General features: G+C 61.4%; 16 protein-coding genes and 2 pseudogenes. 5 read left to right on the plus strand and 13 right to left on the minus strand.

The window, feature by feature from the left end; translation table 11 throughout:
* Positions 1–35: 35 nt before the first annotated feature.
* Complete coding sequence (locus ACVWW1_RS15435) at positions 36–533, plus strand: deoxycytidylate deaminase (protein WP_244549813.1); 498 nt, start codon at positions 36–38, stop codon at positions 531–533.
* A gap of 34 nt (positions 534–567) precedes the next feature.
* Here ACVWW1_RS15435 and upp read toward each other — a convergent pair whose 3' ends face one another.
* Genes upp through ACVWW1_RS15450 form a run of 3 tightly spaced genes read right to left on the minus strand, consistent with a single transcriptional unit; the run spans position 568 to position 3712 of the window.
* Positions 568–1197, minus strand: coding sequence for a uracil phosphoribosyltransferase (gene upp / locus ACVWW1_RS15440; protein ID WP_456656402.1), 630 nt, complete (start codon positions 1195–1197; stop codon positions 568–570).
* Between the two features lie 14 nt (positions 1198–1211).
* Positions 1212–2456, minus strand: a complete 1245-nt coding sequence (locus ACVWW1_RS15445; protein WP_456656403.1) for a URC4/urg3 family protein — start codon at positions 2454–2456, stop codon at positions 1212–1214.
* Positions 2457–2464: 8 nt separating this feature from the next.
* Positions 2465–3712 (minus strand): GTP cyclohydrolase II, encoded by a 1248-nt coding sequence (locus tag ACVWW1_RS15450; RefSeq protein WP_092126772.1) that lies wholly within the window; start codon positions 3710–3712, stop codon positions 2465–2467.
* Between the two features lie 265 nt (positions 3713–3977).
* Between ACVWW1_RS15450 and ACVWW1_RS15455 the strand changes: the two are divergent.
* Positions 3978–4088 (plus strand): annotated as a pseudogene (locus tag ACVWW1_RS15455) (uracil phosphoribosyltransferase); the annotation flags it as partial.
* A 113-nt stretch (positions 4089–4201) separates the two neighbouring features.
* On the opposite strand, the gene ACVWW1_RS15460 reads toward ACVWW1_RS15455, so the two are convergent.
* Genes ACVWW1_RS15460 through ACVWW1_RS15470 form a run of 3 tightly spaced genes read right to left on the minus strand, consistent with a single transcriptional unit; the run spans position 4202 to position 6807 of the window.
* Positions 4202–4504, minus strand: a complete 303-nt coding sequence (locus tag ACVWW1_RS15460; RefSeq protein WP_143046845.1) for a DUF2274 domain-containing protein — start codon at positions 4502–4504, stop codon at positions 4202–4204.
* A 3-nt stretch (positions 4505–4507) separates the two neighbouring features.
* Complete coding sequence (locus ACVWW1_RS15465) at positions 4508–6271, minus strand: ATPase, T2SS/T4P/T4SS family (protein WP_456656404.1); 1764 nt, start codon at positions 6269–6271, stop codon at positions 4508–4510.
* Between the two features lie 41 nt (positions 6272–6312).
* Positions 6313–6807: a hypothetical protein gene (locus ACVWW1_RS15470; protein WP_456656405.1), complete on the minus strand. Its 495-nt coding sequence runs from the start codon at positions 6805–6807 to the stop codon at positions 6313–6315.
* 593 nt (positions 6808–7400) lie between these two features.
* Here ACVWW1_RS15470 and ACVWW1_RS15475 point away from each other — a divergent pair.
* Positions 7401–8504, plus strand: coding sequence for a Fic family protein (locus ACVWW1_RS15475; protein WP_456656406.1), 1104 nt, complete (start codon positions 7401–7403; stop codon positions 8502–8504).
* A 376-nt stretch (positions 8505–8880) separates the two neighbouring features.
* Here the strand turns inward: ACVWW1_RS15475 and ACVWW1_RS15480 are convergent, their stop codons facing one another.
* The 4 genes and pseudogenes from ACVWW1_RS15480 to ACVWW1_RS15495 form a co-directional block, all read right to left on the minus strand.
* Complete coding sequence (locus tag ACVWW1_RS15480; protein ID WP_456656407.1) at positions 8881–9168, minus strand: hypothetical protein; 288 nt, start codon at positions 9166–9168, stop codon at positions 8881–8883.
* A gap of 196 nt (positions 9169–9364) precedes the next feature.
* Positions 9365–9790 carry a thermonuclease family protein gene (locus ACVWW1_RS15485; protein WP_456656408.1) on the minus strand — a complete coding sequence of 142 codons (426 nt, stop codon included), beginning with the start codon at positions 9788–9790 and terminating at the stop codon, positions 9365–9367.
* Between the two features lie 279 nt (positions 9791–10069).
* Positions 10070–10705 carry a ParB/RepB/Spo0J family partition protein gene (locus tag ACVWW1_RS15490; RefSeq protein WP_456656409.1) on the minus strand — a complete coding sequence of 212 codons (636 nt, stop codon included), beginning with the start codon at positions 10703–10705 and terminating at the stop codon, positions 10070–10072.
* Positions 10706–10963: 258 nt separating this feature from the next.
* Positions 10964–11116, minus strand: a pseudogene (locus tag ACVWW1_RS15495) (zincin-like metallopeptidase domain-containing protein); the annotation flags it as partial.
* Here ACVWW1_RS15495 and ACVWW1_RS15500 point away from each other — a divergent pair.
* Positions 11117–12790, plus strand: coding sequence for a reverse transcriptase domain-containing protein (locus ACVWW1_RS15500; protein WP_456656682.1), 1674 nt, complete (start codon positions 11117–11119; stop codon positions 12788–12790). It abuts the pseudogene before it with no gap.
* Between the two features lie 430 nt (positions 12791–13220).
* Here ACVWW1_RS15500 and ACVWW1_RS15505 read toward each other — a convergent pair whose 3' ends face one another.
* The 3 genes from ACVWW1_RS15505 to ACVWW1_RS15515 are packed head-to-tail and all read right to left on the minus strand — an operon-like array spanning position 13221 to position 14157.
* Positions 13221–13418, minus strand: coding sequence for a hypothetical protein (locus ACVWW1_RS15505; RefSeq protein WP_456656410.1), 198 nt, complete (start codon positions 13416–13418; stop codon positions 13221–13223).
* A 27-nt stretch (positions 13419–13445) separates the two neighbouring features.
* On the minus strand, positions 13446–13892 hold the full coding sequence (locus tag ACVWW1_RS15510; protein ID WP_456656411.1) for a GntR family transcriptional regulator: 447 nt from the start codon (positions 13890–13892) through the stop codon (positions 13446–13448).
* Between the two features lie 10 nt (positions 13893–13902).
* Positions 13903–14157 (minus strand): GntR family transcriptional regulator, encoded by a 255-nt coding sequence (locus ACVWW1_RS15515; RefSeq protein WP_456656412.1) that lies wholly within the window; start codon positions 14155–14157, stop codon positions 13903–13905.
* A 138-nt stretch (positions 14158–14295) separates the two neighbouring features.
* On the opposite strand from ACVWW1_RS15515, the gene ACVWW1_RS15520 reads away from it, so the two are divergent.
* Positions 14296–15318: a TRAP transporter substrate-binding protein gene (locus ACVWW1_RS15520; RefSeq protein ID WP_456656683.1), complete on the plus strand. Its 1023-nt coding sequence runs from the start codon at positions 14296–14298 to the stop codon at positions 15316–15318.
* Positions 15319–15322: the final 4 nt, after the last annotated feature.

The raw sequence follows: 15322 nt of genomic DNA on the forward strand, positions 1-15322 counted from the left end.
CGCACCTATTTGATGCTGGGTACACGATAACGAGGTTGGACGAATTGCGAGATAGAAAATGGGATGAGCGGTTCATGCTTCTGGCGCATCATTTGGCGCGTTGGAGCATTGAAAAGGGACGCCGCGTGGGCGCCGTCGTGGTCGGACCCGACAACGAAATACGCTCGACTGGGTATAACGGCTTGCCTCGCGGGGTCAACGATGCGGTGGACGAGCGACACTCCCGCATCACGGGCTCAAAATACATCTGGAGCTGCCATGCCGAGCAGAATGCTATTTTCAATGCGGCACGCATTGGGATAGCGCTCAAGGGCTGCACGATCTACGTGCCCTGGTTTCCCTGCGTGGAATGCACGAAGGCGATTATTCAATCGGGCATATCGGAGGTCGTTGGTTATGAACCTGACCAACCCAATTCGAATTGGGCTCAGGATTTTGCGATCGCCGCCACGATGCTGAAGGAAGCAAACGTCGTGGTGCGGTTCATACCAAGGCTCGCAGAGCTTCCGGATGTATCCGAAGAAGACGATTGATCGCGCAGCCTTCCGATCAGGTCGCCAGGCTCGACTATCGCGTACCGTAGGCACGGTCACCGGCATCGCCGAGGCCCGGCAGGATGAAGGCGTTCTCGTCCAACCCTTGGTCGATCGCCGCGAGCCAGATCGGAACATCCGGGTGGATGCCGCGCATGCGCTCGACCCCTTCGGGAGCGGCGATCAGACTGACCAGCCGGACTTCATTGGCACCGCGCTCCTTGAGCCGATCCACCGCCGCGACAGACAGATTGGCCGTCGCCAGCACCGGGGAAATCACGATCACTAATCTCTCGTGCAGATCGCTCGGCGCTTTGAAGAAATACTCCACGGCCACGAATGTTTCGGGTTCGCGATAAAGGCCGATATGGGCGACGCGCGCAGTCGGCACGAGGTCGAGCATGCCCTCCGCAAAAGTCACGCCGGCACGCAGCACCGGCGCAAACACGAGCTTTTTGCCCGAGATCTCCGGCGATTTCATTTTCGCGAGCGGCGTCTCGATATCGACATCGGCCAGCGGCAGATCGCGGGTCACCTCGTAACATAGCAGCATCCCGATCTCCTTGAGGAGTTCGCGAAACGACTTAGTCGAGGTGTCCTTCTTGCGCAACAGTGTCAGCTTGTGCTGCACCAGCGGATGGCTAACGATCGTGACGCCTTCCATGCCGAGTCTCCGCCCTAAAATACCGTGCCGTCGCTGATAACCTTGATTGGAGGCGATGCGTCGGCGCGGCGTTGACGCGCCAGCCGTCGGCCCGCGGCCCAGGTTCCACCTTCCAGGATTTTCGCCAGCGGCAGAGCGGCTGCATCGAGCCCGAGGCGTCGGCGCACATTGTCCGCGACGCAGTCGAGCAATGCCACCGTCAGCCCCCGCCACTCCACGACAAGCGGTGAAGCGACGTCATGCTCCCGGAGCGCTGCACCATCGTCGCGGAATGTCAGCACGCCATTGTCGACGAAGAGACCGCCGTTGCGATACTCGGCAAGCCCGGTCAGCCCGTCGATATCGGTCACAGCAATTCCGGCATTCTGCAGCGGCTCGATCAGCGAGTAGGCCAGCCATTGCGAGAGCTTGTGCAACGGCATCAGGTGGCTGGTCGCATCCCCGGTCGCCAGCATCGGATGCTTCCAGCAATCACCGAGTGCGATGCCGCCGAGCGTCAGCCGCGACGGCCAGATCGGCCCGAGCTCCCTGAGCAGTTTCGACAATATCGTGGCGGCCGGGAGCCTGCGATCGTCGGCCAGCGATGCCAGCCGGTCGAACAGCCCGCCGGGCCGCGGCGTATCGAAGCGTCCGAATACGGCCGGATTGGAGGCCACCAGCCGGCCGAGGCTGCGCAACAAATTCACCCGGCCGTCGATGCCGACCAGCGGATTGGCACCCGACACCTGCATGCCGTTCGCGAGGTCTGTCACGGATAAATTCGCCAGCACGTCGGCATCGGCTCGAAGCGGCTGTCGCGGATCCGACGAGAACGCGCCAGCGGCGAACATCGCAAGGCTGGCCAGTCCCAATCCCTCCGAACGGCCAATGGCCGATCCGGTCACCGGGTCGCAGTACCGCCATGACGGCCCGGCACCGGCGTCCAGAAACACGCTGACCATCGCCAGATCGAATTCGGCGCGAGCCCGTGCCGCGCGATCCGGCCATGCGACCTGGTTGGCCAGGCCCGCCCAGCGATCGACGCCATTGGTGGAGAAATGCCGCCAGCGCGAATGAAACGGCACCGCCAGCGAGGGATACGCCGCTCGCGTGGTCTGCACCACCAGTTCGGCCGTCGAATCCATGCGGTCGAGGTGGACGCGGAAGTTCGGCAGCTGATCCTCAAGGCCGATGGCAAGCAGCCGGTGCGCGCGCTCCCGCACCGCCGCGGCATTGAGTAATGACAAGGCCGCCGCTGTCTCGGAGATCACGGAGGACATGGCCGCGCTCAATATTTATCGAGCGACCGGCCGACGAAGTCGCGCTGGGTGGGCTCCTCCGGCGAGTAGTACCCGGCAGCCTTCTTCGCAACGATTTCGACCTGGGCGTCCGCCGGCACCAGATCGTCGGGGATCGGTACGCGTTCGACGATGTCGATGCCCTGACTCACCAGCGCGTCATACTTCATGTCGCTCATGGAGACGAAGCGGTCGATGCGTTTCAGTCCGAGCCAGTGCACGACATCCGGCATCAGCTGCTGGAATCGCGCATCCTGTACGCCTGCGACGCATTCGGTGCGCTCAAAATACTGCGCGGCGGCATCGCCACCTTCCTGCCGCTTGCGCGCATTGTAAACCAGGAATTTGGTGACCTCGCCGAGGGCGCGGCCTTCCTTGCGGTTGTAGATGATGATGCCGAGCCCGCCGGTCTGCCCGGCGCGCACGCACTCCTCGATGCCGTGCAGCAGGTATGGGCGGCATGTGCAGATGTCCGAGCCGAACACGTCGGAGCCGTTGCACTCGTCATGCACGCGGCAGGTGATGCTGGTGCGATGGTCCGGCAGTTTGGCGACATCGCCGAACAGATAGGCCGTCGTACCGCCGATCGGCGGTAGAAACACATGGAGGTCGGGCCGTGTCACCAGTTCCGGAAACATGCCGGCCGTCTGCTCGAACAGCTGTCGGCGCAGATTGCTTTCCGTCGTGGCGAAGCGCGCCGCAATTCCCGGGAGATACCAGACCGGGTCGATCGCGATCTTGACGACGGAGACGCTTCCCCCCTCGTGAACGACAGCGCCGTCGCGCTTGAGCCGTCCGGCCGATATCGCAGCCTGCAATTCGGGCAAATCGAGGCGGGCGCGGGTGATCGCGATGCTCGGACGGATATCGACGCCCTCGGCAATCTCTTTCGAGAACGCCTGTGCAGCCAGGTGTCCCCACGGATCGAGCGAGACGATCCGGTTTGGATCGGTCCATTGCGGGAATGGCCCAATCGTGGCGGCAGGTTGCGTGTTGGTCAGGTCCGGCCGCCGGATCGGATCGAGCGCGCCCGACGAGACCGCCAGCGCGCGATAGATCGAATAGGAGCCGCTATGGGTGCCGATAACATTGCGCTGCTGGGGGCGCGAAACCGTCCCGATCACTGGGCCGCGTTCACGTGCCGTCGCCGCTCCCCAATGAATCGGGAATTCAATCTTCGCACCCGGCGCCGGATGCGACGTAATCCGAATATGATCAGTTCGATTAGAACGAGTCATCACGCACCACGAGATGTCGACGGCCGGCCGGGCGGACAAGCCCGGTTGCCGGCAATCGAAGGATTCTTCAGTATGGCCGAATTGCGGCTGAACACAACGGCCGTTTCGAACGGTCGTGGGGCATTAACCGTAGGGTTTACAACGCGATCATGACCCGTGGAGCCGTGACCGCCCCCTGTTTGCGCGCCGGTGAACGAAGTGGCGGTCGCGGCATGGGGCACGCTCCTTGCAACATCGCACGTGCTACTCTGGAAGAGGCGATCTCATGACCAAGCAAAGCGTGAACCTCGTCAACCATCCCCTGGTCCAGCACAAGCTCTCGCTGATGCGCGACAAAGATCGCTCCACCAAGGGGTTTCGCGAGCTGCTGAACGAAGACACCTTCAAAGCTAACAATTGAAAGATTTGATCCACCTGTCCCTGACGAGGCGGCTTGCGCGCGCTCGTGTCAAGCGCAGGAGGAGAATATTTGCAATATGCCGGGGTCGCCTAATCTTTACGTGAACTCTCCCCGCCGAGATCCTGACCTTTGCGGGTCCGGTGAACTTGGGGAGTACGGGGAGCGGCGTCAGGCGTATCCTTCACGCCACCTGCTCGGCACGCTCGCCTGAAATCCGCGTCGCCATCGAGAAACGCCTCCAGCATGAACGGAATCAGCTCACCCACTTCCTCCTTGATACCGTAGGTTTCGGCGTAGAAGTCAGCGTACTTTCGCAGCCTCTGTGCGAGACCTGGCGTAAGCACAACATTCATCTTCACCGGCGTCCGATCAGGCAGCTTCGCAAGCTTCATCCCTCACCTGCCCTTCGCCGCTGTCTGAACGTCGTGGTACGGCTTCAGCACCAGATCCTTCGAAACAATCACCCGCAACGGCCAGCCCGGCCGCACCGTGATCGTCGGCTGCACGTCGAGCTCGCGCTCGACCAGGCGCTGGCCGGCTCGATTGGTCGTTTGCTGGGTGCTTTCCCGCAGCGCTTTCACGAGGTCGCTCTCGTCGTTTCCAATCGATAGCTGTGTCCCCACTCCGATCAGGGTCGCCAGGGCCACGCCCTTGAGCAATTGCCAAGTATGGAAGTCCACCTGGTCCTCGATCCCGGCGTAGCCCGCAACGTCAGTGGCCGCAAGGTTCTCGATCACGATCGAATTGCCGTTCGGCAGTACGAGCCGTGTCCAGATGACTAGCGCTCGCTTCTGACCAAACGCAACGACACTGTCGTACTTCCCCACGATTCTCGTCCCTTGCGGGATCAGAAGATGCTCACCCGTTACCGTATCGTAGACGTTCTCGATAACCTGGCCGATAGTCGCCCCAGGCAAGTCCGAATTCAGTCCAGTGACGAGGCTTGCTGGGATGATCGATCCCGCCATGACGGCATAGGTGGATGGCGCCGGTTTGAGCGCATGGGGATTGGTGGTCTCCGTGTCGGCTTTCGCTCCGACGAAGGCCACCTTTCGCGCCTGCGACGAGGGAATGATCTCGCTGGAGCGGTCGACCATCGCCTGCGTGGTCTTTGCAAGTTCCGCAGCAGACGGTCCCGTATCGGACGTTGAGGGCCGGAACGCGGATGGAGAAGCCGCCGGCGCTTCGGCCGTAGCCGCCTGCTTGCGCTTATCCTGCTTCTCCGACAGGCGGACGAACAAGCCCGACTCTTTCGCCTGTTGAGCGACCCGTGTTTGGCGGATCCGCTCGGCCCTTTCGGCGTCCTCCTCCGGGTTGGTCCGGAAGCCCGTGTCCGACGCGACGCCAGCCTTCTTCTCGTTCTCCGCAAAAGCCCGGCCAATGTCCCCAGGCGACGGCGGTCCAAGCCGCGGTGTCGATGGCGGCAACTCCTCATAGGACTTTGGCAGCTTGCTCAAGCCCTCGGCGGTCTGCTTGCGGTCGGTATTATAGAGCTCCGTCCGCTCCGACGGCTTGAAGGAATGCGGTCGGAGCGCAATCAGTATCGCCGCGCCCGGCTTGGTCCGGAGCGTCACGGCATCCTTCGCATCGCAGCGCAGCTCACGGGTGTCCTCGATGACGACCACCCGCTCTCCGAGGCCAGCGATCTCCGCAAGGAGCGCATTGGCAAGCGTCGTCTTGCCCGAACCGGTGCCGCCGGCGATCAGGATGCTGCGCGCCTCGGTGACCGCTGATGTCAGCACTTTCGCCATTAGCGGCGAGGCAATCTGCGCCTTGACGTAATCGGATAGGCGGAACGTGGTCGTTGCGGGCTTGCGGATGGCAAAGCAAGGCGCGAGCGAGACCGGCGGCAGGACACCTTCAAAGCGTTCACCAGTCTCAGGTAGCTCCGCCGAGATGATTGGAGACGAACTGCTCGCTTCCGCCCGCACATGGCTTGCAACAAGCCGGATGATCCGCTCCGACTCCAGCGGCGTCAGAACGACGCCGGTATCGGCGCGACCCGTCCCGTGCCGATCAAGCCAAAGCCGCCCATCGGGATTGACCATGACCTCGACGACTTCAGGCTCTTCCAGAGCCAGGGCGATTGCCGGTCCCATCGCGGTCCGCAGCATGCCCCTGCGACGTTCGCGGGTTTCTGGCGAGAGGAGATCAGACATTGCCGACCTCCTCTCGCCCTGCCGGAGAATGCTCCGGCGGCTCACCCGTCGCGCCCTGCGCGCGGGATCCAGTATCGCTGGGTTGGGCAGCCCCCAGAGGACCGCCCTCCTCGAGGTTCCGCATGAAGAGATCTGGTTTCGACGCGCTGACGCGATCCATGACGTCCGCGACAAGCCGGCCACCGGAGGCGACCGCGTTTGCCGACTTGGGCAACAAACATTTCGAACCGCTCGCGGCCCAGCGCACGCGCTGCATCCTGATCTTGCGAAGGCAGCGGCGGGGTGATGGTCAAGTAATAACGGATGAAAAGTGCGATGGTCTCCGCCAGGACGCTCACGTCACGGTCGGCTCGTTCCAGTTGCCGGCTCATCCGGTCCAGCCTTCGGATCAGCGCCGCATCGCCGCTTGCGTCCCGCTCAGGATTGAGAAAGCGATCAAGCGCAGCCGCAGTCCATTGCGTTGCTCCCCACGTCGACGCGATCACGATGCCGAAGACGGCAGTGATCTGACCGATGTAGATTTTTGCTGGAAACATGTTCCGCCCCACTCACTCGCGTTGGCGAGCGCGGCGAGATGAAAAGCGGGAGTCCGGTGAGCATTCAACCGGAATAAAAATCGTGGTCGGCAGCGAGATCCGTATCGATCAAGCTCGTCAGTGAGAGATCGACGGTGCGCCAGCGTCGGCGTGGGTGAGGAAGCGCCTCAATAGAAGGTGAAGAGCATGATCAAACTGGATCAATCGTCTGGCTCAGCTGATTGCTCAGCTCACCGACGTTGTAAGCAAAGAAGCGGGCGAATCGAACGACCTCGTTTGGGCGTTCGTTCTTGAATCCTCGGCATCAGCTGAAAATCCGAAAACGGGGCCGGTTATCCTGATTCCGTGAAGCGAGTATAATTTTGGGCGAGAGAGCGGTCCCTCAGCTGTCACTGTGGTGACCCCACATCGTCCCCATCCCGGGCTCATGGCTAAGCGATCGTCGCGAGGACGTCTACGCGTGAGCGGATTTGCGAGGTCGTTCCAACTAGCTGGAGGCAGGGAAACAGCCACCTATTCTCCGCATAAATCGCGGCGAATTCCCTTGCGGATGCGGAGAATGGTCTCCATATTCTCCGCAAGGAGTGCGGAGAATGCCAGGATATATCCACCAACTGCCTGATTGGCCTCACTTTTCCTGGGATCTCGACGCCTTGGCGAAGCTGCTCGCGGCTGTCCGGCTTCGGCAAGGCCAGCTCATAGGGCGGATGCAGACCCTGGGTTTTGCACAGCAGGAAGAAGCTGTCCTGACTACCCTGACCGAAGAAGTCCTCAAGTCCAGCGAAATCGAGGGAGAGAAACTCGACAAGGATGCGGTGCGCTCTTCGCTGGCGCGTCGCCTTGGCATGGACGCGGGCGCCTTGCCGTCGGCAGACCGCAACGTCGAAGGTGTTGTCGAGATGATGCTCGACGCCACCCAGAAATTCAAAGCCGAGCTCACCACGGAGAGGCTCTTCGGCTGGCAAGCCTCACTCTTCCCAACGGGCCGCAGCAACCTGAAGAAGATCACGGTGGGAGCCTGGCGAGATGTGTCGGCGGGACCGATGCAGGTTGTCTCGGGCGATTATGGTCGTGAGCACGTCCATTACGAGGCGCCGACCGCCGAAAAGCTCGATGCTGAAATGACCGCGTTCCTGGAGTGGTACAACACCGAGGAGAAGATTGATCCCGTCATCAAGGCCGCGATCGCGCATCTGTGGTTCGTGACGATCCATCCCTTCGAGGATGGCAATGGACGAATCGCGCGCGCCATCGCCGACATGTCCCTTGCCCGCTCTGAAGGAATTCCGCAGCGCTTCTACAGCATGTCGGCCCAGATACGCAGCGAGCGGAAGACCTACTATGACATGCTGGAGAGCACCCAGAAGGGCGACCTCAACGTCACGCCGTGGTTCGAATGGTTCCTGGGCTGCCTCGACCGCGCCTTCACTGGAGCTGAGACCATTCTCGCAGCTGTGCTTGAAAAAGCCGACTTCTGGAAACGACATGCGACAGCCCGGATCAATGAGCGGCAGCGCGACATGTTGAACCGCCTGCTGGACGGGTTCGAGGGCAAGCTGACATCGAGCAAATGGGCAAAGATAGAAAAGTGCTCGCCCGACACTGCCTTGCGCGACATTCAGGACCTCGTTGATCAGGCCATTCTCGCCAAGGACGAGGGCGGGGGCCGAAGTACAAGCTATTCGCTGGTTGCTTGAATGCTGTTGGTTGCGGCAAGCGCATCCCTTGGACCGTCCAGCCTTCCCGGCGATCATTGTCCACCGGGGCAGCTACCGGCCCCCGACGCGGAGGCCCCACCGCGAATTATACTACTCTCGCGGACATAGTATACTCACCCGGCTCCACGTTGTCATCAGATGCATCCCGACCGGCGGCTGCTGAATCCGTTCCGAGTAAACGGCCGCAAGGACTATGTGAGCCTGTCGCTGTCGGCTCCCGCGTGCGGACCGCGCAGACCCTACGCCAATCGCGGCCCGCGCCGCTGGCACGTTGACAAATCACAACGCTTCATCACCGTCTGCGGATCGCAAACATTGCATGTCCTGACATCAGCGAGAGGCCTTGCACTGCTCATCATCGGCGAGGCCGCGACACTTCAACCAGTGCGTTAACCCAACGTGGTATCAATTTTGCTAGTTTCATATTAGCTTGATGGCGCGCGCACCGGCTCACGGCGTCCGCGCATTCGTCAAGCCAATCAAACCACGAGGACGACATGGCCAAGAAAGCGAAGAAGGCGAAAAAGACGGCGAAGGCGACCACGAAGGTCGCGAAGAAGACCAAGAAGATGAAGAAGTAGCGCACGGTTTTTCGCACGCCCAAGCCGCCGCGGAATCGCGAACCATCGTGATGGTTATGCAAGATGTTCGTCCGAGGACGCGGCGACGATCAGACCGGCCCCATGTGCACACGGCTCGAGCAGCCACTGAATTGATGCACATGGGTCCGGTTTTTCAGAGCTTTTGGCTCCGGCCGTCGTTCTCACCGGACCGGATGATGTGCCCCTGATGGCTTCGCGCGTTATCGCCGCTCGCCGATTCCTGCAGCGGAACAGCCCTCAGGGCGGCCTCCCGCGCCGATGCATTGCCGGTAGCGCCAGGGCTCGACAAATCGTCCAGCCCACATGCCGACCTGTTTGCCTCGCGCCTCGATTTCGGGCCGGCGCGTAGTCGCCCCTGCTGTAGCGTGGCCAGTCGATCGCGAGTCCGCCGCGCACCAGCCAGTCCGCAAGGTCGACCCTTCCGACGGTGCAGACGGCAACCGTTCGGCTGTAGCGGTCGCGGTCGACCTCGACGCACGCGACCGCTTGCCTGCCGATGAACTCGGCGAGCGCGTTCGACGCCACTTGCCCGCAGCGATAGCGCTCGCCGCGCCGGTCGTGGCAGAGCTGGTCGTGCTCGGGGGCGTCGATCCCGTAAAGGCGCACGCGCGCACCATGGATTTCGATGGTATCGCCGTCGATGACGCTCGCTTGCCCGGTCACGTCGCGGCGCGCGCCTGCTTCGCCGGCGTTGTGGCAATCACCAGCAATGCGAGCGCGCAGCTCACAAACGGCTGCCGTGCCAACACCTGATTCAACCGAACGAAGACCAACTCTGGCGACATCTTCGAGCTAGCCAAATCCACGCGGAGACCCGGTTTCCACTTGTCAGGCCCACGCGCTACGGCTTGCCAACGCTCAGGGAGGAAACGACCCGCGCCAGCACCACGACAGTCGCGGTCAGCGTCGCCCCTCCGATCAGAACCTGTGCAACGCAGCGCTTCACCATGGCACTGCCGTCAACAAAGACGCTGAATGCATTTTGCATGGGCTCGGCTCCGTCCAGTTCCTTCCGTGGATCGCGCCGGACTCATAGTCTGAGTCGCAGGGCTCGTGCCTCAGGCTTATTTTCCGGGGTGTTAGGGTTTGATTCACGACTCGGGCTCTCCCGAAGGCGGCCGCGGCGGAGGCCGCCGCAGCCGAATCGGCGGGGTCAGCCACATCGACCCACTCCTTTTGCTGGCTCCTGGTCGCCGACGTGAGGAGGCGCAGGTCTTCGCTCTCGATCGCGCCTTGGCGAAACGCCTCCTTGATCTTTGGGTGCAGGCCCGCGATTGCGAGCCACTGCTTGACCCGAAGCTCGGTCACGCCGAACGTCGCGGCGATCTCCTCTACCTTGCGGCCCTGCTTGAGCAGCCTGGCGAAGGACTCATACTCCTGAAGTTCGTCCATGGGCTCGCCCGCGACGTTCTCGATCAGGGAGGCTTCCATCGCGCCGGTGTCGTCGCCAACAGCCGTCACGGCGCACGGCAGCAGCACCTCGTCCGGCGCAACGCCCTTCTCTTCGGCGGCCTTGCTCGCGGCGAAATAGCGCCGCCGCCCTGCAATGATCTCGAAGCCTTCTCCATTGGGCAGCACCTAGAGTGGCTGCAGCACGCCGCGCGCGCGGATCGACGGCTGGATGTCGGAAACGTCGGGCGATTTGCGCCCATGGCGGACATTGACGGTAGCACCTTGAGGTTGCTCAGCGGAATGTGTTGCAGGTCCATTGTCTTATCTCCTTCGGTTGACGTTGTGGTGCAGGCTCAACAGTTGGGAGTAGCCTAGCCGACGAGCCCGATTTCGGGAGGCCATGGGTTGCGCTGGGGCCAGCTCTTGCCGCCGTGACGGGAGGCGCTAGGCCTCCTGCCTGTCCCGGTCTTTGGCGACCGCTGCACGGAAGCCCAGCAGGAAGTCGGCGGCCTTCGAGGCCTTGCTCGCGGCGCGAAAGATCGCGCGATTGTCCGCGCGCAGCACATCGATCCAGCTGCCGATGTAGTCGGCATGTCGCTGGAGAAGCTCGCCGACATCGCCAGGCGCGTGGCAGATGGCACTTATCGCTTCCGGCCGGTCCGGCGGGTTTATATCCCGAAGGACAACGGCAAGACACGACCACTGGGTATCCCCACGGTGGAAGACCGGCTCGTTCAGGAGGCGGTCAGGATTCTGCTCGAAGCGATCTATGAACCTGTGTTCCTCAATGAATCACATGGGTTCCGCCCGGGGCGATCCTGTCATACCGCGCTCAAGCTCATCAAGAAGAGTTGGACGGGCTGCAAGTGGCTGATCGAAGTGGATGTGCGTGGGTTCTTCGACAACATCGACCATGACATCCTGCTTGGGCTTCTAAGGAAGCGGATCGATGACGACAGGTTCATCGGTCTGATCGAAGGAATGCTCAAAGCAGGTTACATGGAAGATTGGGTCTTCGGACGCACTTACAGTGGCACGCCACAGGGCGGCGTTGTCTCGCCCTTGCTCGCCAACATCTATCTGCACGAGCTGGACCAGCACGTGCAGATGATGAAGGCGGAATTCGACAAAGGCCGTGAGCGACGTCCATTCCCGCGCTACGTGGCGCTGGAACGGCGCGTCCTCAGTCTCCGCCGGAAGATTGAACGGCTCCGCGCCGAAGGCGCGGATCGGGCCGAGATCAACGCTGCATTCGCGGAGATCAAAGCCATCAATAAGGAGAGACGGAAAGTGCCTTCCGTCGATCCGATGGACCCCAACTTCAAAAGGCTCCGCTACTGCCGCTATGCCGACGACTTCCTCATCGGCGTGATCGGGAGCAAGCGGGAAGCGTGTGAGATCATGGCCTGCGTCGAACGATTCCTGACGGAGACCTTGAAGCTCGCCGTGTCGCCCGAGAAAAGTGGGGTTTACGCCGCTTCAAAGGGAGTGACCTTCCTCAGCTATCGCATCTCGACATATACCTCCTACGGGGCAGGACGAAAATCCAGCCGCAAGGGACCGGCTGGACGGACATGGCGCGTGATGCGTCGGCCCACCACCGGCAATGTCAGCTTGCGGGTGCCGCGCAAGGAAGTCACCAAGTTCTGCAAGCAACACGGCTATGGCGATCTCGCCAAGAAGACCGGCAGTCCGCGCGAGCAGTTCCTGGTAACCAGCGACGTTGCAACCGTCCTCGCCTATAACTCAGAGTTCCGTGGGTTTGCGAACTACCATTCGTTTGCCGACGACATCAAGAGCGCCTTGGGATTGCTGGAGCTTGTCGTGTTCCGCAGTCTTGTGAAGACGCTGGCGATGCGACATCGGACGACGAGAGCAAAAACCATGGCGCGCCTGTGGAAAGGCACGGACTACGAGGTTAGCTCCGTGGTCCGTGGTAAGCTTCGCAGCATCAAGCTGTGGAGACTGAAGCATCTGCCCCGAGCCTACTGGACAAGTCCGACTATCGACAACGTCACGGCAGGTGCGTGGTGGGTCAAAAGCCCAAATGATCTGATCGATCGACTTAACGCTCGCAAATGCGAAGCGTGCAGCGATACGACGGGACCATTCGAGATGCATCATCTCCGCCGCCTCGGTGACCTGCGAAGCGGATCGCTGACGGTCTGGAAACGGTCCGGTTGGCGGCGCAAGACCGTTGTCCTGTGCCCGTCATGCCGTGCAGCCGTCTCCGGTCGAGAGCATGCGCGTACGGAAAGCCGTGTGCATTGAAAAGTGCCCGCACGGTTTGGGGGGAGGCGTAGGGATATCCTCCTCGAGGTGTCCCGCGCCTACCCTACCGTGACGCGAAGCGGCACGGTTCACGAGAGCCCGTCCCGCGTCCTACTGGATTATGGTCGAGAGGGGGAGTTGCCGTTCTAACCGCGGCAATGACGTTGGGCTACATCCGTCCCTCGCCCGAATACCACCGATCGATCTGCTGCAATCGAGCAGCCCTCCCAGTTGAGGAAGCGCGCCGCCGCTGCCTAAGGCCCAATCGTGCTCAGCAAGTCCGCCGGCCGAGTGCGCGCCTTCGCCAACTGCTCGTGCCTGATCTGATTGCGGGCATCGTCCTGCTCTGCTCCGGGAGCCATTCCCAGCACTTTTTGACCCGACGCAACCGCCTTCACTTTCACGCGCAATCCGCATTCATTTGATCGTTCTATCTTTCCAGTGAACCAGTGATTTTTCCAAGCTGCTTGAAATCCTCGTAATGGCGTTCGTAGCCGGGGAGATTGGCTTTCGAAAACGCCGGCGTGAATGCACCAGCAAACAAGGCGATGCGCTTGTCGCCAAAGACATCGTCACCGCTAATCGATTTCCATTCGAAAAGATTCGGCCCCGAGGCGTCGTTGAGCAACGAATGTACTGGCACCCCGAAACTGCATCACCGGATCCGTCGAGCGGGGCGTTCCCGCATTTTCTTCTCGGACGCATCCTGATGAGCCTGCAGCCGCTGGACGAAAATCTTGGCAGCTCGAGAAATATGCTCGCGGCTCAATTCCTCTGCGCGCGCACCGTCGCCCGCGATGATCGCGTCGAGGATGGCGACATGTTCGCTCAGAATAGACTGGGGCATCTGCTCGTCGTCGCGAAGGACCTCGCCCATCACGCGGCGCAGATAAGGCCAGTGCGGCGCCGTGGTCTCCCCGATCAAGGGATTGCCGGCGAGTTCGTTGACAAAGGCATGAAACCGCATGTCGGCTTCGATCTGCTCGTTCAGTGATCCGCTTTTGACTGCATCGCGCCCAAGATCGAGATAGGCCGCGCCTTCAAGTCGTGCGCGCTCTGCGCCCCGCTCGGCCGCAAGGCGGGCTGCTAGCCCGTCCAGCATGGCTCGGATTTCATAGAGGTTTCGGACAAAGCCGACGTCGAGTGGGGCAACGATCAGGCCGCGTCCGGCGGGCCTCTTTGACCATTCCGCGATCTCGCAGAAGCAACAACGCCTGCTGCACAGGCTGCCGCGACACGCCGTAGGCACGGGCCAGCTCGTCCTGGATCAGCCGCGAATTAGCCGGCAGCTCACCGTCTACGATCTCGGAAACGATAGCATTTACAACCTGTTCGACCAAGGTTGGCTGGGTTTGGATTTGAGACATGCGAACTCCAGAAGGGCCGATTGCGAATCATTAGCATCGCAGCGTGAAAAAATCCATTGCATTGCATTCGAATTCAGAATACGAATTCCGTATTCGAGTTCAACGCCGCGCGAAAGCGGTGTCTCATGGGAGGATGCAATGCTCACGGTTAGCCGTCGTTCGCTGTTGAAATCCGCTGTCGGGGCCACCGCGGCAGGAGCCCTGCTCAAAAGCCCGGCCGTTTTGGCGCAGGCCGCTCCGCTCAAGCTCAAGTTCGGCAACGACTTACCCGCCACCCATTCCGTCAATGTGCGGCTGAAGGAAGCGATCGACGCGATCACGGCCGAAACGAAAGGCCAGGTTGCGATCAGCCTATTCCCCAACAACCAGCTCGGCAGCGATACCGACATGATGGCGCAGCTGCGCTCCGGCGCGCTTGAATTGGCGACCATGCCCGGCACTGTGATGTCGACGCTGATCCCGACCGCCTCGCTGACCGGCGTCGGCTTTGCCTTCACGAATTACGACAACGTGTGGTCCGCGATGGATGGCGATGTCGGCAAGTTCGTCCGTGGCAATATCGAAAAGACGGGGCTCGTCCCCTTCGAGGCCGTCTGGGACAACGGCTTCCGCCAGATCACCAGCAGCACTCGCCCGATCAAGACGCCAGAAGACCTCGCGAACTTCAAGATCCGCGTTCCGGTCGTGCCCCTTTGGGTATCCATGTTCTCCGCCCTGGGTGCGGCGCCCGTCAGCATTCCGCTCAACGAAGCCTACTCCGCGCTGCAAACCAAGATCGCCGACGGGCAGGAGAATCCGCTCGCGCTCATCGAATCCGCAAAATTCTACGAAGTCCAAAAGTTCTGCTCGCTGACCAATCACGCATGGGACGGCTTCTGGCTGATTTCGAGCGGCAGGGTCTGGAAGACCGTTCCGAAAGATGTCCAGGCAGTCCTGCAAAAGCACTTCAACGCTGCCGCCAAGAAGCAACGCGACGACATCGTCAAGGCCAACGCAGAATATCAGAAGCTGCTGGAATCCAAGGGCCTGACCTTTAACACGACCCAGGCCGATGCTTTCCAGGCAGCGCTGGCCAAGACGTCCTTCTACAAGGACGCCAAGGCCAAGTTCGGCGACGAGGCTTGGTCATTGCTGCAGAAGTATGCCGGCAACATCGGGTAATCGT

The organism is Bradyrhizobium sp. JR3.5 (assembly GCF_054057015.1).

What these genes read in the sequence shown, in the direction of transcription:
- upp (WP_456656402.1), bottom strand. Translation starts at nt 1,197, where the DNA reads ATGGAAGGCGTCACGATCGTTAGCCATCCGCTGGTGCAGCACAAGCTG.
- ACVWW1_RS15445 (WP_456656403.1), bottom strand. Translation starts at nt 2,456, where the DNA reads ATGTCCTCCGTGATCTCCGAGACAGCGGCGGCCTTGTCATTACTCAAT.
- ACVWW1_RS15450 (WP_092126772.1), bottom strand. Translation starts at nt 3,712, where the DNA reads ATGACTCGTTCTAATCGAACTGATCATATTCGGATTACGTCGCATCCG.
- ACVWW1_RS15460 (WP_143046845.1), bottom strand. Translation starts at nt 4,504, where the DNA reads ATGAAGCTTGCGAAGCTGCCTGATCGGACGCCGGTGAAGATGAATGTT.
- ACVWW1_RS15465 (WP_456656404.1), bottom strand. Translation starts at nt 6,271, where the DNA reads ATGTCTGATCTCCTCTCGCCAGAAACCCGCGAACGTCGCAGGGGCATG.
- ACVWW1_RS15470 (WP_456656405.1), bottom strand. Translation starts at nt 6,807, where the DNA reads ATGTTTCCAGCAAAAATCTACATCGGTCAGATCACTGCCGTCTTCGGC.
- ACVWW1_RS15475 (WP_456656406.1), top strand. Translation starts at nt 7,401, where the DNA reads ATGCCAGGATATATCCACCAACTGCCTGATTGGCCTCACTTTTCCTGG.
- ACVWW1_RS15510 (WP_456656411.1), bottom strand. Translation starts at nt 13,892, where the DNA reads ATGCTGGACGGGCTAGCAGCCCGCCTTGCGGCCGAGCGGGGCGCAGAG.
- ACVWW1_RS15515 (WP_456656412.1), bottom strand. Translation starts at nt 14,157, where the DNA reads ATGTCTCAAATCCAAACCCAGCCAACCTTGGTCGAACAGGTTGTAAAT.
- ACVWW1_RS15520 (WP_456656683.1), top strand. Translation starts at nt 14,296, where the DNA reads ATGCTCACGGTTAGCCGTCGTTCGCTGTTGAAATCCGCTGTCGGGGCC.